We start from the raw sequence: 19,346 nt of genomic DNA, 5'->3' as shown, positions 1-19,346 counted from the left end.
ACGGGCGAGGCTGTGACACTCAGGCCTGTGCGGCAGTCGGCATGGCGACTGCCGGGCTGCGCTCGAGCGCATGGCCCGCGGCCGAGAGTACGGCCTGCAGTGCCGCGGCGGCGGTGTCTTCGCCGAAGGCGACGGCCGAGGCTGCAGCATCATCGATCCGAACCCGTACGCAGGCGATGGCGCTCGCTTCCGTACCGGTGGACAGTGCATGCTGGTCGAATTGTTCGACCACCGCGTCGATGCCGTGATTGCGTGCCAGTGCATCCACCAGCGCTTCGACCACGCCATGGCCCTCGCCGTGCCATTGGGCGGCGCCGGCGCCCCGTCCGACGCCGATCGTGCCCTTGACCGTATCGCCGGCACGCGACAGCGCATAACTGTCCATCTCCCAGCCGGCGGGGGCCGTGCAATACTGGTCCTCGAAGATCGCGTGGATGCGTGCCGAGGTGACTTCGCCGCCGGTACGTTCGGATTCGGCCTGCACCGCGCGGCTCAGTTCCTGCGCCAGCCAGCGCGGCAGGCTGATGCCGTAGTCGCGTTCCAGCACGTGCGCTACGCCGCCCTTGCCGGACTGGCTGTTGATGCGCACGACCTCTTCGTAGCGCCGGCCGAGGTCGGCCGGGTCGATGGGCAGGTAGGGCACGTTCCAGCCTTCGCCCTGATGCTCGCGGTAATGCGCCATGCCCTTGCGGATCGCGTCCTGATGGCTGCCGGAGAACGCGGTGTAGACCAGTTCGCCGACCCAGGGATGACGCGGGTGCACCGGCATGCCGGTGCATTCGGTGTAGCACTCCGTCATCTCGCGCGCGGCGGACAGGTCGAGTTCGGGATCGACACCCTGCGAATAGAGGTTCATCGCCATGGTGACGATGTCCATGTTGCCGGTGCGTTCGCCGTTGCCCATCAGCGTGCCTTCGACGCGATCGGCGCCGGCCATCATCGCCAGTTCCGCAGCCGCCACGCCGCAACCGCGGTCGTTGTGGGTGTGCACGCTGATGCGGACGTGTTCGCGCCCCGGCAGATGGTCGCAGAACCATTCGATCTGGTCGGCGAACACGTTCGGCGTGGCCGATTCGACGGTCGCCGGAAGGTTGAGAATGACCTTCTGACCCTGGTCGGGACGCCACACCTCGTTGACCGCGGCGCACACCTCCACGGCGTAATCGAGTTCGGTCTGCGAGTAGCTCTCGGGCGAGTACTGGAAGGTCCAGTCGGTGTCCGGATACCGGGCCGCATAGTCTTTCACCCATTGCGCACCGCGCACGGCGATGGCCTTGACGCCCTCGCGGTCGAGGCGAAATACCTGCTCACGCTGTGCCGGGTTGGTCGAGTTGTAGACGTGCACGATGGCGCGCCGTACTCCGCGCAGCGACTCGAAAGTGCGGGCCATGAGTTCCTCGCGCGCCTGCACCAGCACCTGGATGCTGACATCGTCCGGCACGCGGCCCTCCTCGATGATGCGACGCACGAAGTCGAAATCCGGTTGCGAGGCGGCCGGGAAGCCGACCTCGATTTCCTTGAATCCTATGCTCACCAACAGGTCGAACAGCTTGAGCTTCTGATCCACGTTCATCGGCTGCACCAGCGCCTGGTTGCCGTCGCGCAGGTCGACGCTGGCCCAGCGTGGAGCGCGCTCGATGACCTGATCCGGCCAGCGTCGGTCACGCTTGGCGATGGGGCCGAAAGGGCGATATTTGCGATGATCGAAGCTCGACATGGGGTTCTCCTGTTGGCTTGGCCGCGTCTGGTCGGGGCGGGGTAGTGCCCGTGCCGCTGCGGGGTTCGATGGAAGCGCCGGATCGCAATGATCCGGCGATTTCCTCAAGGCGCGATGCCTTGTTCTGCGGGAGGGATCACCTCCGCCAGGCATCGGCGCGAAGGGGTAGTGCGCTGAGCCTGGAGAACATTCTATGCGGTGAGATGCGCGTATTGTTTGCTGATTTGCGAGTCATCATGATGTAATTGGTGTTTTATTGCTTGAAATTTATATTTTTGGCGATTTATGTCGATTAATCATAATGGTGTGCAGACATGCATAAATTCGACCGCTTCGATCGGCGTATTCTGGAGGAGTTGCAGCGCGACGGTGGCCTGAGCAATCAGGAGTTGGCCGAACGCGTCGGTCTGTCGGCTTCGCCGTGTTCGCGTCGGGTGCGCGCGTTGGAGGAGGCAGGCATCATCCTGCGCCGCGTCACCCTGCTGGATCAGCGCAAGCTCGGTCTGACGCTGACGGTGGTGGTACACATCAGCATGGACCGGCACACGCCCGAGCGCTTCGCGGCCTTCGAGGAAAAGGTGCGCAGCTATCCGGAGGTGCAGGAGTGCTACATCATCACCGGCCAGGAGGCCGACTACCAACTCAAGGTGGTGGTGCCGGACATGGACCACTATCAGGAATTTCTGCTCAATCGTCTGACCCGGATCGAAGGCGTCACCGGCGTGCATTCGAGTTTCGTGCTGCGCCGGGTGATGGATGGTACGGAATTGCCGTTGGGATATCTGTGAGGCGCATAATCGGTCTCAGGTAGAATCCGCGCTTCATTCCCTCGGCGCGTGATCCCCGTGTTTTTCGATGTCATCGTTATCGGTGCCGGTGCCGCCGGCATGATGTGCGCAGCCGAAGCCGGCTCGCGCGGCCGGCGCGTGCTGTTGTTGGATCACGCCGCGAAGCTCGGCGAGCGTATCCGCATTTCCGGTGGCGGGCGCTGCAACTTCAGTAACCGCGAGGTGACGGCGGCCAACTACCTGTCGCGCAATCCGCACTTCTGCCGTTCGGCACTGGCACGTTTCACCCCGGCCGACTTCATCGAACGCCTGGAGCGTAGGGGCGTGCCCTGGCATGAGCGCAAGCATGGACAGCTGTTTTGCCGTCGTTCGGCGCAGGACATCATTGATCTGCTGCTCGACGCCTGCGACGAAGCTGGCGTAAAACGCCTGCACCCCTGCACGGTCGATGCCGTCCGCCGGTTGTCCGGAGACGATGGCGTGCGTTTCGAGGTCGCCGGCGACCATGGCCGCTGGAGCTGCACTTCGCTGGTCGTGGCCAGCGGCGGTTTGGCAGTGCCCAAGCTGGGAGCGAGTCCGTTCGGCTATCGCCTGGCCGAGCAGTTCGGCGTGCCGGTGGTGCCGCCTGCGGCGGCGTTGGTTCCGCTGGCTTTGCCACCTGAGGTGCTGACTGCGCTCAAGCCTCTGGCGGGTGTCTCGGTAGCGGCGGAAACCGCATTCGATGGAGGCCGGAAAAGGCCTGCGGGGCGCTTCCGCGAAGATGTGCTCATTACCCATCGGGGTGTGTCCGGGCCGGCGATCCTGCAGATTTCCAGCTATTGGCAGATGCAGGGCCAAGCCTCTGAGGGGCCGCGCAGGCCCATCCGCGTTGACTTGCTGCCCGGGCTCGATGCCGGCGAATGGCTGGCGGGTCAGCGCAACAGTAAGGCGCTGTTGTCCAATACGTTGGCGGAGGTTCTGCCGCGGCGTTTCGCGCGCGAGTGGTGCGTGTTGCATGGCGTCGAGCGCCCGCTCAACGAGCTGTCGAACAGAGCTTTGGCTACGGTGGCCGAGGCGCTCAATGGCTGGGAGTTGATGCCTTCCGGCACGCTGGGTTACGCCAAGGCGGAGGTGACTCTGGGCGGCGTGGATACGCAGGCGCTGTCGTCGAAGACCATGGAGTCCAAGAATGTTCCCGGCCTGTTCTTCATCGGCGAGGTGGTCGATGTGACCGGCTGGCTGGGAGGGTACAACTTTCAGTGGGCGTGGGCGTCGGGATGGGTGGCGGGACAGTTTGTTTGATTTGTGTGGCTGAAGGCGGTGTACTTGTTGGCGTTGAGGCCTGTTTCGAGCGCGAATCAGCGTTTCCAGCATTGATCCTACCTGGGTGCGTTTCTTTCGCCGGTTTCTTTGCGCACTCAAAGAAAAAATCGCCGGGAGCGATTTTTCGCGCCAGCCCCGAAGGGGTAAGGCGCAGGGATGCGCCGAACAAATCGGCTCGGGCGCGTCACCGAGTCAGATCAAAATCACCAACCACTGATTCGCGCCCGAAACGGGCCTCAGCGCCAACAATGGAAACAGGTTTCACCGAGTAGTCGACAGGAGGCGACGCACCTCGAATCGCGCCCGAAACCGATCACCCAAGCCAGCAAATACGTCGCCTTCACCCACCCAAAACCAAAACCGAGAATTCGCCAGCCGAAACGCCCGAAAGCCAGCACTCAAAACCAAAGCATAGGATAGTTCCCTTAAATAGATAGTATTCCCCTCGCAGATAACGTAGAATTTTCCTCCCTTTCTCCAGCGTCCAGCATCTGCGGACGCGATTCCGCATAGATTCCGTCATGTCCTCTGTTACTTCCTTTTCCGAGCTGGCGCTCTCCGCGCCCGTATTGCAGGCCGTTGCTGAAGTCGGTTACGAGGCCCCCTCGCCGATCCAGGCCGAAAGCATCCCCCCGCTGCTTGACGGGCGAGACGTGCTGGGCATGGCGCAGACCGGCACCGGCAAGACGGCTGCGTTCGCGCTGCCGCTGCTCAGCCGGCTCGATCCGGCGCAGCGCGTGCCGCAGGTTCTGGTACTCGCGCCGACCCGCGAACTGGCCATCCAGGTCGCCGAAGCGATGCAGACCTATGCACGCCACCTGCCGGACTTTCATGTCTTGCCGGTCTACGGCGGTCAGGCGATGGACCAGCAGCTGCGCCAACTCAAGCGTGGTGTGCACGTCGTGGTGGGTACGCCGGGACGGGTGCAGGATCATCTGCGGCGCGGCAGCCTGAGGCTCGATCAATTGCGGGCGGTGGTGCTCGACGAAGCGGATGAAATGTTGCGCATGGGTTTCATCGACGACGTCGAGGAGATTCTGAAGCGTACGCCGTCCGGGCGGCAGGTGGCGCTGTTCTCGGCGACCATGCCCGAGGCGATCCGGCGTATCGCACATACCCATCTCAATGATCCGGTCGAGATCCGTATCAAATCGAAGACTTCGACGGTCACCACCACTACGCAGCGCTATTGGTTAGTCGACGGATTGCACAAGCTCGACGCGTTGACTCGAATCCTCGAGGTTGAGGAGGCCGATGCCTGGATCGTCTTCGTGCGCACCAAGACCGCGACAACCGAGCTGGCCGAGAAGCTGGAGGCACGGGGCTATGCGGCCGCGGCACTCAACGGTGACATGAACCAGGCCATGCGCGAGCAGACCGTCGAACGGCTCAAGCGCGGCGCCCTCGACATCGTCGTCGCGACCGACGTGGCTGCCCGTGGACTGGATGTTTCGCGCATCAGTCACGTGGTCAACTACGACATCCCCCACGACACCGAAGCCTACGTGCATCGTATCGGACGCACCGGCCGTGCCGGCAGGACGGGCGATGCGATCCTGTTCGTCGCACCGCGTGAACGGCGCATGCTGAGGGCCATCGAGCGCGCCACCGGTCAGCACATCGAGCAGATGCGTCTGCCCTCGCGCGCGGACATCGCCGACCGGCGCACGGAACGTTTCAAACAGGGTATCGGCGAAGTTCTGGCGTCCCAGGATCTGGCATTCTTCCGAACGCTGGTCGACGACTACGCACGCGAACAGGACGTGCCCGCCGCTGATATCGCCGCGGCGCTTGCCTATCTTCTCCAGCTCGAACGGCCGCTGGAACCCCAGTTGCCGGAGCCTGCGCCGAAGGCCGCCGAGCGCAAGCAGGGGCGGGAACGGGAGCCGCGCGGTGAGCGGCCCCAAAGAGATGCGCCGCGTGCAAAACGGGCGGTGGTGGACGACGCTGGTGAAAAGCGATGCTATCGCATCGAGGTCGGGCGTGAGCACGGCGTCGGACCGAAGAATATCGTCGGTGCCATCGCCAACGAGGCCGGCGTCGAAAGCCGCTACATCGGCCCGATCAACATTCAGGACCAATACAGCACGGTCGAATTGCCCGAGGGTATGCCCAAGGAAATTTTCCGCCACCTGCAAAAGGTGTGGGTATGCGGCCGTCAGCTGCGCATCAGCGTGTTCGGCGAAGCGCCGGGCCCTTCCTCTCCGGGCGGCAAGTCCAAAGGTGCGCCTAGAAAGCCGCACAAAACGGGTGGGAAGAAGCCCGCCCGCGCGGGACAGGCTCTGGGCAAGAAACCGCCCCGCGACCGCAAACCGCCCGCAGACTGAATCTCCCTGGTCAGCCGTTCAGCCGAAACTGCTCGATGCGGGATTCCAACTGCTGTGAGTAGTCGGACAGTTCGTCGGCGGCTTGCGCCGTTGCCTTGGCCGTTCCCGCGGTCTGATTCACCGCGGTCGCGATGTCGGTGATGTTGTGGTTGATGTCGTCGGCGACGGTGGTCTGCTCTTCCGCAGCGCTGGCGATATTGGCGTTCATGTCCGAGATGCGCGTCACGGCCTCGCGGATTTCCGTCAGGGCATCGCGCGCGAGAGAGGCTTTCTGCAGCATTTCCTCCGAACGCTTCTGGCCATCCTCGATTGCGCTCGTCGCCGCGGACGCGCTGGAGTGGAGCGAACCGATGATCTTCTCGATTTCCTGGATGGATTCCTGGGTGCGTGAGGCGAGCGAGCGTACTTCGCTGGCGACCACGGCGAATCCCCGGCCCTGCTCGCCCGCACGGGCGGCCTCGATGGCGGCATTCAGAGCCAGCAGGTTCGTTTGCTCGGCGACACCCTGGATGACTTCCAGTACGGTGGCGATGCTGGCGCTGCCGCGGGCCAGCGCGTTGACGGTCTCTGCCACCCGGTTGACCTCCGAGGCCAGCGCTTCGATGCTGGCGATGGTCTGCGCCATCACGTCCGAGCCGCGATTCGAGGCATTGTCGGCCTGATTGGCCGCTTCCGCGGCTTCGGCGGCGTTGCGCGCCACTTCCTGCACGGTGGCCGCCATTTCGTTGATGGCGGAGGCGATTTGCTCGGTGCGTACCAGATTGGCTTGCACCAGGTTCTGGGTTTCGTCGCCGTGGTTTGCCACATCGCGCGAGGTCGAGGTGAGTTGCTGCGATACCGTGCGCACGCCGGACACCGTTCCCTGCAGCGAGTTCTGCATGCTCTTCATGGCAGCGAGCAGGCTGGATAAGTCGTCCTTGCGGGTCTTGATGCGTTCGGTTAGATCGCCATTTGCAATGTTGCTCGCGATGCTGACGGCATAGTCGGGTTCACCGCCGAGCGAGGCCAGCAGGCGTCGGGCGAAGAAGATCGCGAAGACGACGGCGAACAACATGGAGGCGGTGAGCACACCGGTGAGGAGCAGGTAACTCTGCCGGATCAGGCTGTGTCCGCGCTGTTCTGCTGTGGTGGTGGTGGCATGCGCCATGTTGACGACTTCATCAATGGCTTTTCGATGAACCTCGTAGGCGGCTGCCATCCGATCCAGCGCTGCGGAGGCGGCAGTGCTGTCGCCGCTGCGTAGAGCAGGAATGAAAGCATCGTTGGCGATCTGGAAGAACTGCTGCGCCGGGGCGTAGGAATCGGTGAGCAGGACTTGTGCGATTTTCGGAGGCAGCGTCTGATGCGTCCAATAGGTATGGCGTGATTCGTACTGCTTGTGCAGTGCCTCGAAGCGGGCGATAAGAGGAGCAATGGTGCTGTTGCCTGTATGCGCGACGCTCGCCCGGTAGGCTTCCTGGGCGACCAGATACGGTTCGATGATGTATTCGGGCGGAGGCAGGATGTCGGCGACCAGATCCTTATCCTGGACGATTTCGTTATACAGTGCGCCGTTGATCTTGACGGTGTCGACGATCCGGAAGGAAAGCACGCCGAAGATGATGAAGCCCAGCGCAAATATCCCGATCAGGATGGCGAAGCGTTGGCCAAGCGTGGCGGAGCGTCCGCGCGATTGGATGCCTGCTGCCATGATATCTCTCCTTTGATCCTCGATGTCCCATAGAAACGGGCGTTGCGTGAACCTCGATCGGAGGATGTGCTGCTGTGTATGAGGCGTTTATTGCGTGCGTTCTTCGGCCTCATTCAATCGGTGTATCGGTCTAGCGAAGAGAAATATGACTGTCCTTAAGCCTGAGTGTCTGCTTTTCCTGACATAACTCAATTATTGACCCGGGGGGGTAAGAAGGGGCGTTTCGAACATCCCTCCTTATCCCCGGGAGGGTGTCAGCCGGCTTGGCGCAGCTCCGCCGAGCGATACGCGACCAGATCCTCGATGCTCAGTACCGGCATGTCGTGCCGCTCGGCGAACGCGCAGATTTCCGGCAGACGCGCCATGCTGCCGTCATCGGTGTTGGTCAGTTCGCAGAGCACGCCCGCCGGGCTCAGGCCGGCAAGCTGCATCAGATCGATGGTGCCTTCGGTGTGTCCGCGCCGCTCCAGCACGCCGCCGGGCTGCGCGCGCAGCGGGAAGACGTGCCCGGGGCTGACCAGGGCCGTGGAAACCGCATCGGCGGCGATCGCCGCACGTATCGTTGCTAAGCGGTCCGCTGCCGAGACGCCGGTGCTGACGCCGTGGCGTGCATCGACCGAGATGGTGAAGGCGGTGCCGTGCCGGCTGCCGTTGCTTTCCACCATCATCGGCAGGCCGAGCCGCAGCACCGTTTCGTCGGGCAGGCAGAGGCAGACGATGCCGCTGCATTCGCGGATCAAGAGCGCCATCTGCTCGGTGGTGAGCGATTCGGCGGCAAAGATGATGTCGCCTTCGTTTTCGCGCTCCTCGTCGTCGACGAGCAGTACGCCCCGGCCTTCGCGCAGCGCCGACAGCGCACGTTCCACGCGCACGAACGGGGTGCCGAAATCGGCGAGGGAAGAGGGAATGCTATGGGTCTGATTCATGGTCGACTCCTGTCGGTTGCCAGAATCAGGGCTTGAAGGAAAGGCTGGACGCAAAACGCCCGCACGTCAGGCATGGAACAAGCGGCCCTGGGCCGGTCGTCGATGCGCTGACGCAGCCCGCCGCCGTTCGGGACGTACGGGCACAACCTCTTCCATCCGGACTGTAACCGTCGGCTCCGGCTTCTCACCGGATCTGCTGACCCCGCCGTAGGCGGGCGCTCGCGGGCTCCTCCGCAGCGTGCGGAGATACCGCCGGTGGGGACTTTCACCCCGCCCTGAGGTTAATGAAACAGCGCACGTGGCGCCGCGACTAATCTATGCCGTTGCGGCTGTTCGCGCAAGCCGTCAACTCAGCGCCGCACACACCCGAGCCTTGAAGCGTGCGGCGTCCAGTGTGCGACAGACTTCCGAGACCGGCACAGGCGCTGCCCATGCCGGATCGCCAGTGCTCTCGCCGCGGCCGGCGACGCCCAGGATGTCGACCAGCGTGGCGCCACGTGCCGGGCCGTCCAGCACCATTTCCACGCCACAAGTGACGGCTTTGGTGCAGGTGTCCGGGTCCAGCGCAATTGCCATCGCCACCGGGTCGGGCAGGCTCAGGCCCGCCTCGGCCTGGATCTGCGTGGCGGCGAGGAAGGCCCTGCGGTTGCAGTCCACGGCGAAGCGTGCGAGTTCCGTATCCAGTGCGCGCAGCCGGTCCAGTTCGGCGGCCGTAAAGCAGGCTTCGCCGCGCGATAGTTCCCAGCCGACCAGCGTGACCGGCATGCCGGAGTGCAGCACGATGCGTGCGGCCTCGGGGTCGCACCACAGATTGAACTCCGCCGCCGGTGTGACGTTGCCCAAGGTTGCGGCGGCGCCGCCCATGATCGTGCAGCGTTTCACCCAATCGGCCAGACGCGGTTCCATGCGCAGCGCCAGCGCCACGTTGCTCAGCGGGCCGAGCGTGACCAGTTCGATTTCGCCCGGCGTGGCCTGGCAGCGGCGGATGATTTCCAGCGCCGCATAGCCGTCCGTGGCTGGGCGCTGCGGTGGCGGGTAGCCGACGTCGCCCAGTCCGTCCTCGCCGTGAAAATGGATCGCGTGTGCCCGCGGTTTGACCAGCGGGCGGTCGGAGCCCTCGTACACCGGTACGTCTGCGCCGCACAGCTCCACCACATAGCGCGCGTTGCGCGAGGCCTGTACGAGGGGCACGTTGCCGGAGACGATGGTGATGGCTTCAACGATGGCCTGCGGTTCGCGCAGCGCCATGATCAGAGCGATGGCATCGTCGGAGGCGGTATCGGTGTCGATGATCAGGTGGCGCATGGGGATGATCCGTCGGCAGGAGGGGCGAATATCGGGTGGGGTTGATCGATGCGAACCATGATTGTGCCCCAGGCTGTGCGGCGGTCCCAAGCCTTGTGGACGCTGTGCGGCCGGGGAAACCTGGGTTGCACGCACGTAAATTAGAGAATGCCTGCTACCATGCGCTTGTGGATAGAACGGAATTGAACACCTACGCCCGGTCGTCAATGACATCCCACGAACTTCTTGCAGAACAGCGGACGCGCATCCGGCAGCTCGGTCCACCCGGCTATGCCGAGCGGCGCGATGCGCTGGATGCGCTGGCCGACCTGCTGGCGCGCCGTGATGAGTTGGCGGAACTCATGGCGGCCGATTTCGGGGGACGTGCGGCGCGCGAGGTCGAGATTCTGGAGTTGTGTCCGCTGCATTCCGAACTGCGCTACGTGCGCCGCCACCTGCGTGGCTGGATGCGTGGCCGGTCGGCAGCGACTGCCTGGCCGTTCTGGCCCGCACGGGCGCGGCTGCTCCCGCGGCCCTTGGGCGTGGTCGGCATCATCGGCGCATGGAACTATCCGCTGCTGCTGACGGTGCTGCCGATGATCGCCGCGCTGGCGGCCGGCAATTCGCTGATGCTTAAGATGCCGCGCCTGGTTCCGCGTACCGGTGCGTGGCTGCAACGGGAACTGGAGCAGACCTTCGGTCGAGAGTACGTGGCGGTGTTGAACGGCGGCGCGGACTTGAGTAAGGAGTTTCCCGGTCTTGCCTTCGATCATCTGGTGTTCTCCGGCTCCACGCGCACCGGGCGTGTGGTGGCACGCGCGGCGGCGCGCAATCTGGTGCCCGCTACCTTGTCGCTGAGCGGCAAGACGCCGGCTATCGTCGCGCCGGGCTATCCATTGGAGCGGGCGGCTCGGCGCATCATGGCGGGCAAGCTGCTCAATGCCGGCCAGACCTGCATCGCCCCGGATTACGCATTGGTTCCCGAGGGACAGGTAGAGGCGTTCGTCAAGGCAGCCGAGTCCGCGGCCGGTGCGCTGTATCCCAGGCTGGTGGAGGACGGAGACTACACGCGTATCCCAAGTTCCATGCTGTATGCGCGCCTCGACGCACTGCTAGAGGACGCCCGTCGTCAGGGGGCGCGTGTGCGGGTGGTGAATCCCCGGGGCGAGCCATGCACGGTGGAAAACGGTGTGTTCGCACCGGCGCTGGTCTCGGAGGTGACCGAGTCCGCAAAGCTGATGCAGGAAGAGATCTTCGGCCCGATTCTGCCGGTCCTGCCCTATGCCGACGAGAACGACGCAGCAGCTCTGGTCGAGCGCCATCCAGACCCCTTGGCACTGTACGTGTTCGACGAAGACACAGATCGGGCACGTCGTACGGTCGCGCGCCTGCGCGCCGGCGGCGCGAGCATCAACGACACGCTGTTCCATGTCGCGCAGCCGGGGCTGCCGTTCGGGGGTATCGGGGGTAGCGGCATAGGACAGTATCGCGGCGAACACGGCTTCCGCCGTTTTTCGCACTACCAGGGCGTTTTCGAGCAAAGCCGCTGGAGCGTGACTGACTGGGTGCGCCCGCCCTACGGGCTGCGCACCCAGTTGCTGATGCGTCTGGTACTGGGCCGTGGCAAGGGGCGGCGATGAGCACCGTCGACGTAGTCATTGTCGGTTCCGGGCCGGGCGGAGCCTGGTTGGCACGGGATCTGGCGCGCGCCGGGGCACGGGTCCGGGTGCTGGAAAAGGGCGTAGATCGGGCACCCAGCGGACGTATCTTGCCGATGTGGTGGCGGCGCGAGACCTTGCGCGTTGCGCCGGGTGTGACGTTGTTGCGCGCGCTGCGCGCCGGCGGCACTTCGACTATGTTTTTCCTGACTGCGGTGGAGCCGCCCTTGGAGCTGTTTCGCGGTCACGGCCTTGATCTCGATCAGGCTCTGGCCGAGGTCAAGGGCGAGGTGCCCACCGCGGTGCTGGCCGACAGGCTGGTCGGCCCCTTCGCACGCCGGCTCGCCGAGGTGGCGCGGGCTCGCGATGAATCCTGGATGGCGCTTCCGAAGATGCTGTACCAGGAGCGTTGTACGGCTGAGGGCTGTCCGCCCGAGGCGCGCTGGAGTGCGCGCAGTCTGCTGGACGAGGCGCGGGCGCTGGGTGCGGAGGTGGAAACGGGCGCCGACGTGCTGCGCGTGTTGCGGGACGGGACGCAGGCGAACGGCGTGGAATACCGCAGGGGCGGCGTCTTGCGACGTGTGGCCGCGGGCCGCGTGATCCTGGCTGCTGGCGGCATCGCTACGCCGCTGATTCTGCGTCGCAGCGGCATGCGCGACGTGGGGGAGGGCTTCGTATGCGATCCGCTGTCCGCGGTGATGGGAACGGTGGCCGACCTCGAGGGCGGCGACGAGCTGCCCATGGCCGCCGGACTGGTCGACGCACAGGCCGGCTACATGCTGTCGGATATGACCATGCCCGCGAATTTCTATCGTCTGTTTGCCCTGCAGGCGGGGCGCCCGGATCGTTTGCTGGCCCATCGCCATACGCTGACGGTGATGGTGAAGGTGCGCGACGAGCCGGGTGGACGGATCGGTGACGACGGGCGTCCGTGGCGGACTTTCGGCGAGCTGGAGCGCGGACGCATGGCGACCGGCGTCGTGCGGGCGCGGGAACTGCTGGCCGAGGCGGGGGCGAAGCATGTGTTCGAGGCGCCGTGGACGGCAGCGCATCCGGGAGCGACGGTGCGTCTGGGCGAGGCGGTCGGGGCTGAATTGGAAACGCAGTGGCGCGGGCTTTACGTCTGCGATGCTTCGGTACTGCCGGGCGCCTGGGGGCTGCCGCCTACGCTGACGCTGCTGACGCTGGCGCGGCATCTTGCGCGCAGGTTGGTGGGGTGAAATCTGCCTGAAACGAAGAACCCCGCCAATGGCGGGGTTCCCGGGATTCTGTTGTACAGACTCCGGTCTTACTGGGGGACGACGTTCGCCGCCTGCGGACCTTTGGGGCCCTGCTGAAGGTCGAAATTGACCTTTTGCCCTTCGGCCAAGGTTTTGAAGCCCTGAGCCTGGATCGCGCTGAAGTGCACGAACACGTCATCGCCGCCGTTGTCCTGAGCGATGAAACCGAATCCCTTGGATTCGTTGAACCACTTCACGGTGCCTGTAGCCATAATATGTGTACCTGGTGTAACTGAAAGGATCGGATCTACTGCAGTGGTGAAGGGGACGGCGATGCCCAAGGGACATGCCTGAAACCTTAGCCAGAACTGCAGCTCGACCGAGTGTAACCCATGTTCTGAGGGAATGCTATTGGTGCTGAAACGTAGTGCAGACGCCATTTCGGCACCATTTTTTCGACACTCGACAGGCAAAAAAATGGCCCCATGACGGGGCCAAATGCTCTCAGGAGGGAGAAAAATTGGCGGCGCGATGCCGCCAGGAGGGGAATCAGCTACCGGTATCCATGGCCGGAACTCCCGGGACGAAGCCGCGCATCGTGCCGTAGGCAGGGCGTAGGTTGCGCATCTTCTGCAGCTGGCTCTGCTGCTGCGGGGTCAGTACGGCGTAAATCTTGTGCTGGTCCGCGGCGCGCAGCGTGGCGATGTCGGCTTGCAGCTTGCCGAGCTTGTCGGCCAGAGTGCGTACCTTGGCGGCGTCATAATTGGTGCCCGTGGAGGCTTCGCGCAGGGCGATGCGCGTGGCGCGCAGCTGCTGATAGTGCTGGCGCATGGTCGGCATCGACTTGTACTTGATGTCGAAGATCTGGTTGCGCTGGGCCTCGCTCAGGCCGAGCTGGCGGAAGTGGGGCGGAGTGGCACCTCTTTGCCTGTCGCGCATCGCGTGGTGCGTGGCCGGGCCGCCGAAGCCGGTGCACTGCGGGCCGTTGCCTGGGGCGGCATAGGCGGTGGCGCCGAACGCGGTAAGCGCGGTTGCGAATATGCTTCCGATGATCAGTTCGTTGGGTTTCATGACCCTTGTCCCTCGATCAGGTGAGCGTTTTGCTCGTCGTTGGAAGCCAGTATGGGATCGTGCAGCGCAAAGATGTGCGGAACTCCGGTAAAGGTTGGTAAAGCTGTGGAAAGAGCACTCGGCGGTGGCTTTGACTGTGGCAGCATCGCCTTCCGGAACAAGGACGGATCGTGGAGCGAACGTTTGAAATGAATCGGATCCTATTGGTCGACGACGATGTCGAACTGTGCGAGATGCTTGGCGAATACCTGGCTGCCGAAGGTTTCGAGGTCACGCTTAAGCATGATGCGGAAAGCGGCGTCGAGACAGCGCTCGGTGGCGACATCGATGTGGTCGTGCTGGACATCATGCTGCCGGGACAGAGCGGACTGGAGGCCCTGCGCCAGATCCGTCAGCAGTCGTTGATGCCGGTGCTGATGCTCACCGCCAAGGGCGACGACGTGGACCGCATCGTTGGCCTGGAGCTTGGTGCGGACGACTACCTTCCCAAACCCTGCAATCCGCGCGAGCTGGTGGCGCGTTTACGCGCGGTGCTGCGCCGCGCCGTACCGGCCAAGCTGGGCGAAGTACTGCAGATCGGCGAGGCGGTGCTACGGCCCTCGGAGCGCCTGGCCGAATGGGCGGGTGAGGCGCTGGAGTTGACCAGCACGGAGTTCAATCTGCTCGAGGTGCTGATGCGTAGCTCCGGACACGTGGTTAGCAAGAACGACCTGTCGGAGCGGGCGCTGGGCCACCCGCTGGCGCGCTACGACCGCAGCGTGGATGTGCATATCAGCAATCTGAGGCGCAAGCTCGGCACACTGGGCGATGGGCGTTCACCGATCCAGACCGTGCGTGGCGTGGGCTATCAGTACATCGAGCACCATTGATGGGCCGCCTGTTCTGGAAAATCTTCATCGGCGGCCTGTTGATCCAGGTCGCTATCGGCTCGGCAGTGGGTCTGGCGGTCTATTTGCACAACAAGGCCCAGCTTGAGGACATGACCTATCTCGCAGCCGGCGGGCCGCGGGCCGAGTTCGTGCTCAATGCCGCGGCCATGGCGCTGCGCTTCGGCGGCCCGCAGGCTCTGCAGATTCTTCTGTCCGACAATCGTTTCACCCAGCGCATGCCGGTGCTCGCGGTCAACAAGCAGGGGCAGGACATTTTCGGGCGACCGGTGCCGCCACAGGCCTTCAGCAATGCCAAGGAGGCGATTTCCAACGGCCGGGCGTCGCACGGCCTGCGTGAGGTGACCGCGCCCGACGGACATAACTACATCCTGTTCATCCCGGCCGAGATCAACGGCCGGCCGGCCCATCCGCATCCGTATCCGCCAGAGGATTCCTTGTTCGTGCGCTTGGGTGCCGCCGTGCTCGCCAGCCTGATTTTCAGCGTGTTGCTGGCCTGGTATCTGACCCGCCCGGTGCGGCATCTGCAGCGGGCCGCGAATGCTTTGGCTTCGGGCGATATGGCTGCCCGCGTCGCGCCCAACATGAAGGGCAGGAGTGACGAGATCGCCGATCTGGGCAAGGATTTCGACCATATGGCCGACCGGCTGCAGAACATGGTCGATACCCAGCAAAGGCTGCTGCACGACGTTTCGCATGAGCTGCGTTCGCCGCTGGCGCGCATGCAGGTGGCCATGGCGCTGGCGCGCCAGCAGCCCGACAAGATCGATGCCGCGCTGGGACGTATCGAGCGCGAAGGCAACCGCCTCAATGAACTGGTCGGCGAACTACTTACGCTGGCGCGTCTCGGCGCCGGCGTCGGCATGGAAGCCGAAGGCGAAGTGGATCTGGCCGCGTTGCTGGAAACCGTGGTCGAGGACGGCGATTTCGAGGCCGACGGTGGCCGCCGGGTAGTGCTGGAGTACTGCGATTCGGCGATTTTCACCGGCCGCGGCGAACTGCTGCGCCGGGCCTTCGAAAACGTGGTGCGCAATGCCCTACGACACAGTCCGGAGGAAAGCGAGGTGACGGTCCGGGCGGAACGCGAAAGCGGCTGGATGCGGGTTACCGTCGGCGATCGTGGCCCCGGCCTGCCGGAGGACAAGCTGGCGGCGGTGTTCGAACCTTTTGTGCGCAGCGGGGATTCGCCCACTGGTGGGCGTTCCGGTTATGGTCTCGGACTGGCGATCACGCGCCGTGCGATCGAGGCCCATGGCGGTAACGTGCGGGCGGAAAATCGTGACGGCGGGGGCCTGCAGGTGGTTCTGGAACTGCCGGTATCGAGCCCGTCCGAACGCCATAAAGCGGAACGCCAGGCATCGCCGAAACGCTGAAGCTGGTAATCTACCGTCTGCTTTGAATATCAGTTCATGTCCGTCATGGTTCAACCCGAGGCAAGCGGCGCGGCTGCCGATTCCGCGCTGACGGTTCTGCGCAGCGTTTTCGGTTACGAGAGCTTCCGCCCTCATCAGGGCGAGGTCGTCGCGCATGTGGTCGGCGGGGGCGACGCGCTGGTGCTGATGCCCACCGGTGGCGGCAAGTCGCTGTGCTATCAGGTTCCGTCGCTGGTGCGTGAGGGCGTGGGCATCATCGTCTCGCCGCTGATTGCGCTGATGCAGGATCAGGTCGCCGCCTTGCGCCAGAGCGGCGTGAGCGCCGCCTACCTCAACTCCACGCTGGCTGCCGGCGAGGCGCGCGCGGTGGAACAGGCGCTGCTGGCCGGCGAGCTGGATCTGCTCTATGCCGCTCCCGAGCGTCTGTTGCTGCCGCGCACGCTGGATCTGCTCGAGCGTGCGCCACTGGCGCTGTTCGCCATCGATGAGGCACACTGCGTTTCGCAGTGGGGCCACGATTTCCGCCCCGAGTACATCCAGCTTTCCGTGCTGCACGAGCGTTTTCCCGCGGTGCCGCGCGTCGCGCTCACAGCGACGGCCGATGCGCCGACCCGGCGCGAGATCGCCGAACGTCTGGCGCTGACCGAGGCGCGCCAGTTCATCAGCGGTTTCGACCGCCCCAATATCCGCTACCGGGTGGCCGAGGGCGGTGGCAATGCGCGCGAGCGTCTGCTGCGCTTCATTCGTGACGAGCACGAAGGCGAGGCGGGCATCGTCTATTGCCTGTCGCGCCGGCGTGTGGACGAGACCGCCGCCTGGCTGAGTACCCGCGGACTGACCGCGCTGCCCTATCACGCCGGCCTGCCGGCTGCGGAACGCGCCGCCAACCAGGAGCGTTTCCTGCGCGAGGAAGGCGTGGTGGTGGTGGCCACGATCGCCTTCGGCATGGGTATCGACAAGCCGGACGTGCGTTTCGTGGCACATCTCAATCTGCCCAAGAGCCTGGAAGCCTACTATCAGGAGACCGGCCGTGCGGGGCGCGACGGCCTGCCTTCTGACGCCTGGATGCTGTACGGCCTGCAGGACGTGATCACCCTGCGCCAGATGCAGGAAAGCTCGGAGGCCGACGAGGCCCACAAGCGCGTGGAGCGTCACAAGCTCGACTCCATGCTCGGCTTTTGCGAACTGACCTCCTGCCGCCGCCAGGCGCTGCTGCGCTATTTCGGCGACAGCCTGGAGCAGCCCTGCGGCAATTGCGACAATTGCTTGCAGCCGCCCGAAACCTGGGATGCGACCGAGGCCGCACGCAAGGCGCTGTCCTGCGTTTACCGCACCGGCCAGCGCTTCGGCGTGAACTATCTGATCGACGTGTTGCTGGGCAAGGACGACGAACGCATCCGGCGTTTCGGCCACGAGCACGTGAGCACCTTCGGCATCGGCGGTGAACATGCTGCCGAAGACTGGCGCGGCATCTATCGACAGTTGATCGCCCGCGGCCTGTTGACGGTGGACCTGGCCGGTCACGGTGGCCTGCGCCTGACGGAGGCCAGCCGGCCGGTGTTGCGCGGTGAGCAGGCCGTGCACCTGCGCCGGCGGCAGCGGCCGGCGAAAGCCGCCAAGCGGCGCCGCCGCGAGGACCGCAGCTTCGTCAGCCCGGCCGACCGCGCGCTGTGGGAGGCGCTGCGGGCGCGGCGCAGCGTCCTAGCCGAGGCACAGGGACTACCCGCCTACATGATCTTCAACGACGCTACCCTCATGGCCATGGTCGAGGACCGGCCCGCCACTCTCAGCGCCATGGCGCGGATTTCCGGCGTCGGCGAGCGCAAGCTGGAGGCCTACGGGGGAGATTTCCTGGACGTGGTGCTGGCTCACGACGACGAACATGCAGAGCCGGCCGGCGATACCGTGGAGGAGACGTTGCAGCTGTTCCGCGTCGGGATGGATGCCGAGGCGGTGGCGCGTCATCGCGATCTGCGCCCCGACACGGTCTATAGCCATCTGGCCACGGCCATCGAACGCGGCGAACTGGATGTGGCCGAAGCCACCGGTTTGGGCGAGGTTGAACTGGAGCGGATACGAACGGCGTTTGCGGCGCAGGACGGGGCGTCGCGGCTGAAGGCGGTGTTCGAGGCGCTCGATGGCGTCCATGCCTACGGTGTGCTGCATTGCGTGAGGGCCGCGCTGCGTCGCGACGGCGAGCTGCGAGAAGCCCATTGACGCGGGGGCGGGCGATGCCTAGTGTACTGTCTCACTCTGAGGGGGCGGCCCAGAGTGAGACAGTACACTAGCATCGCCTTTCAACTTCCGAGGGCCCATGATGACCTACTGCGTCGCTATCCATGTGAACGCCGGTCTTGTATTCGCTTCAGATTCGCGCACCAATGCCGGTGTCGATCAGGTGAGCACCTACAGCAAGATGCACGAGTTCGGCGTGTCGGACGAGCGTCAGTTTGTGCTGATGTCCGCCGGCAACCTGGGCACCACCCAGGCGGTGCTGGTGCGCCTGCGTAAGGACATGGAGGATCCCGAGGCCAAAATCTCGTTGGCTACGGCAGCCGACCTGCCGGCCGCTGCCGAGTACATCGGGCAGTTGAGTCTGGGGGAGCAGCGCAAGTATGCCGATGGCGGCCAGAATGCCGGCTTCGATCCGCAGGTCAGTTTCATCCTCGGCGGACAGATTGCGGGACAGGACCCCGGCATCTACCTGATCTATCCGCAGGGCAACTACATCACCACCTCGTCCACCACGCGGTTCCTGCAGATCGGCGAGAGCAAGTACGGTAAGCCGATCCTCGATCGTATCATCAGCGGCGAAACATCGCTGGCCGACGCCGCACGCTGCGCGCTGGTGTCGATGGATTCGACCATGCGCAGCAATCTCACCGTCGGACCGCCGATCGAAGTGCAGCTCTATACGCGCGATCGCCTCAGCCTCGGCCCGCGTATCGTGCTGGCGGACGATCATCCCTTCCTGCGCGAGATCCGTCAGAGCTGGGACTTGAACATACGCGAGGCGTTCAAGAACATGCCGCCGCTACGGCCCAGCCTGTTCAAGAGTTCCGAAGACGCCTGAGCCTGCCGTGCACGCGGGTGTATGATGGAA

At 64.6% G+C, this 19,346-nt stretch carries 15 protein-coding genes and 1 riboswitch; of the genes, 9 read left to right on the top strand and 6 right to left on the bottom strand.

Annotation, left to right across the window (positions count from 1 at the left end; all coding sequences use genetic code 11):
* Positions 1-19: 19 nt before the first annotated feature.
* Positions 20-1,717 carry a 2-isopropylmalate synthase gene (locus tag P8014_RS06105; RefSeq protein ID WP_337816419.1) on the bottom strand — a complete coding sequence of 566 codons (1,698 nt, stop codon included), beginning with the start codon at positions 1,715-1,717 and terminating at the stop codon, positions 20-22.
* Between the two features lie 314 nt (positions 1,718-2,031).
* Between P8014_RS06105 and P8014_RS06100 the strand changes: the two genes are divergently transcribed.
* The 3 genes from P8014_RS06100 (at position 2,032) to P8014_RS06090 (ending at position 6,134) form a co-directional block, all read left to right on the top strand.
* The gene (locus P8014_RS06100; protein WP_337816418.1) at positions 2,032-2,505 is read left to right on the top strand and encodes an Lrp/AsnC family transcriptional regulator; all 474 of its coding nucleotides are present in this window, start codon (positions 2,032-2,034) and stop codon (positions 2,503-2,505) included.
* Positions 2,506-2,562: 57 nt separating this feature from the next.
* On the top strand, positions 2,563-3,786 hold the full coding sequence (locus tag P8014_RS06095; RefSeq protein WP_337816417.1) for an NAD(P)/FAD-dependent oxidoreductase: 1,224 nt from the start codon (positions 2,563-2,565) through the stop codon (positions 3,784-3,786).
* A 542-nt stretch (positions 3,787-4,328) separates the two neighbouring features.
* The gene (locus P8014_RS06090; RefSeq protein WP_337816416.1) at positions 4,329-6,134 is read left to right on the top strand and encodes a DEAD/DEAH box helicase; all 1,806 of its coding nucleotides are present in this window, start codon (positions 4,329-4,331) and stop codon (positions 6,132-6,134) included.
* Between the two features lie 10 nt (positions 6,135-6,144).
* Here P8014_RS06090 and P8014_RS06085 read toward each other — a convergent pair whose 3' ends face one another.
* The 3 genes from P8014_RS06085 to P8014_RS06075 form a co-directional block, all read right to left on the bottom strand.
* On the bottom strand, positions 6,145-7,824 hold the full coding sequence (locus tag P8014_RS06085; RefSeq protein WP_337816415.1) for a methyl-accepting chemotaxis protein: 1,680 nt from the start codon (positions 7,822-7,824) through the stop codon (positions 6,145-6,147).
* A gap of 254 nt (positions 7,825-8,078) precedes the next feature.
* Positions 8,079-8,750 (bottom strand): 3,4-dihydroxy-2-butanone-4-phosphate synthase, encoded by a 672-nt coding sequence (gene ribB, locus P8014_RS06080; protein ID WP_337816414.1) that lies wholly within the window; start codon positions 8,748-8,750, stop codon positions 8,079-8,081.
* A 140-nt stretch (positions 8,751-8,890) separates the two neighbouring features.
* Positions 8,891-9,037, bottom strand: a riboswitch (FMN riboswitch).
* Positions 9,038-9,095: 58 nt separating this feature from the next.
* Positions 9,096-10,055 (bottom strand): nucleoside hydrolase, encoded by a 960-nt coding sequence (locus P8014_RS06075; RefSeq protein ID WP_337816413.1) that lies wholly within the window; start codon positions 10,053-10,055, stop codon positions 9,096-9,098.
* Positions 10,056-10,261: 206 nt separating this feature from the next.
* Between P8014_RS06075 and P8014_RS06070 the strand changes: the two genes are divergently transcribed.
* Together P8014_RS06070 and P8014_RS06065 are read left to right on the top strand one after the other, a co-directional pair.
* Positions 10,262-11,674, top strand: a complete 1,413-nt coding sequence (locus P8014_RS06070) for an aldehyde dehydrogenase family protein (RefSeq protein WP_337816412.1) — start codon at positions 10,262-10,264, stop codon at positions 11,672-11,674.
* On the top strand, positions 11,671-12,912 hold the full coding sequence (locus P8014_RS06065) for an FAD-dependent oxidoreductase (protein ID WP_337816411.1): 1,242 nt from the start codon (positions 11,671-11,673) through the stop codon (positions 12,910-12,912). The genes P8014_RS06070 and P8014_RS06065 overlap by 4 nt, the downstream gene beginning before the upstream one ends.
* Positions 12,913-12,980: 68 nt before the next feature.
* Here P8014_RS06065 and P8014_RS06060 read toward each other — a convergent pair whose 3' ends face one another.
* Positions 12,981-13,184: a cold-shock protein gene (locus P8014_RS06060; RefSeq protein ID WP_337816410.1), complete on the bottom strand. Its 204-nt coding sequence runs from the start codon at positions 13,182-13,184 to the stop codon at positions 12,981-12,983.
* A gap of 277 nt (positions 13,185-13,461) precedes the next feature.
* On the bottom strand, positions 13,462-13,983 hold the full coding sequence (locus tag P8014_RS06055; protein WP_337816409.1) for a Spy/CpxP family protein refolding chaperone: 522 nt from the start codon (positions 13,981-13,983) through the stop codon (positions 13,462-13,464).
* 188 nt (positions 13,984-14,171) lie between these two features.
* Between P8014_RS06055 and P8014_RS06050 the strand changes: the two genes are divergently transcribed.
* The 4 genes from P8014_RS06050 to P8014_RS06035 all read left to right on the top strand — a co-directional run bounded on the left by P8014_RS06050 (position 14,172) and on the right by P8014_RS06035 (position 19,316).
* A complete protein-coding gene (locus P8014_RS06050) occupies positions 14,172-14,852 on the top strand; it encodes a response regulator transcription factor (RefSeq protein ID WP_337816408.1) in 681 nt (226 codons plus the stop codon).
* On the top strand, positions 14,852-16,243 hold the full coding sequence (locus P8014_RS06045) for an ATP-binding protein (protein ID WP_337816407.1): 1,392 nt from the start codon (positions 14,852-14,854) through the stop codon (positions 16,241-16,243). The genes P8014_RS06050 and P8014_RS06045 overlap by 1 nt, the downstream gene beginning before the upstream one ends.
* Before the next feature lie 36 nt (positions 16,244-16,279).
* On the top strand, positions 16,280-18,460 hold the full coding sequence (gene recQ, locus P8014_RS06040) for a DNA helicase RecQ (protein ID WP_337816406.1): 2,181 nt from the start codon (positions 16,280-16,282) through the stop codon (positions 18,458-18,460).
* A 100-nt stretch (positions 18,461-18,560) separates the two neighbouring features.
* Positions 18,561-19,316 (top strand): peptidase, encoded by a 756-nt coding sequence (locus P8014_RS06035; protein WP_337816501.1) that lies wholly within the window; start codon positions 18,561-18,563, stop codon positions 19,314-19,316.
* Positions 19,317-19,346: the final 30 nt, after the last annotated feature.

The sequence above is a fragment of the Acidihalobacter sp. genome (genome assembly GCF_037381185.1).
GTDB lineage: Bacteria > Pseudomonadota > Gammaproteobacteria > DSM-5130 > Acidihalobacteraceae > Acidihalobacter_A.
This window is presented reverse-complemented; position numbering and strand designations above follow the sequence as displayed.

Bases quoted from the DNA above. Each gene is read 5' to 3' on its own strand.
- P8014_RS06105 (WP_337816419.1), bottom strand. From the start codon at position 1,717: ATGTCGAGCTTCGATCATCGCAAATATCGCCCTTTCGGCCCCATCGCC.
- P8014_RS06075 (WP_337816413.1), bottom strand. From the start codon at position 10,055: ATGCGCCACCTGATCATCGACACCGATACCGCCTCCGACGATGCCATC.
- P8014_RS06100 (WP_337816418.1), top strand. From the start codon at position 2,032: ATGCATAAATTCGACCGCTTCGATCGGCGTATTCTGGAGGAGTTGCAG.
- P8014_RS06065 (WP_337816411.1), top strand. From the start codon at position 11,671: ATGAGCACCGTCGACGTAGTCATTGTCGGTTCCGGGCCGGGCGGAGCC.
- ribB (WP_337816414.1), bottom strand. From the start codon at position 8,750: ATGAATCAGACCCATAGCATTCCCTCTTCCCTCGCCGATTTCGGCACC.
- recQ (WP_337816406.1), top strand. From the start codon at position 16,280: ATGTCCGTCATGGTTCAACCCGAGGCAAGCGGCGCGGCTGCCGATTCC.
- P8014_RS06035 (WP_337816501.1), top strand. From the start codon at position 18,561: ATGACCTACTGCGTCGCTATCCATGTGAACGCCGGTCTTGTATTCGCT.
- P8014_RS06050 (WP_337816408.1), top strand. From the start codon at position 14,172: ATGAATCGGATCCTATTGGTCGACGACGATGTCGAACTGTGCGAGATG.
- P8014_RS06090 (WP_337816416.1), top strand. From the start codon at position 4,329: ATGTCCTCTGTTACTTCCTTTTCCGAGCTGGCGCTCTCCGCGCCCGTA.
- P8014_RS06070 (WP_337816412.1), top strand. From the start codon at position 10,262: ATGACATCCCACGAACTTCTTGCAGAACAGCGGACGCGCATCCGGCAG.
- P8014_RS06045 (WP_337816407.1), top strand. From the start codon at position 14,852: ATGGGCCGCCTGTTCTGGAAAATCTTCATCGGCGGCCTGTTGATCCAG.
- P8014_RS06055 (WP_337816409.1), bottom strand. From the start codon at position 13,983: ATGAAACCCAACGAACTGATCATCGGAAGCATATTCGCAACCGCGCTT.
- P8014_RS06085 (WP_337816415.1), bottom strand. From the start codon at position 7,824: ATGGCAGCAGGCATCCAATCGCGCGGACGCTCCGCCACGCTTGGCCAA.
- P8014_RS06060 (WP_337816410.1), bottom strand. From the start codon at position 13,184: ATGGCTACAGGCACCGTGAAGTGGTTCAACGAATCCAAGGGATTCGGT.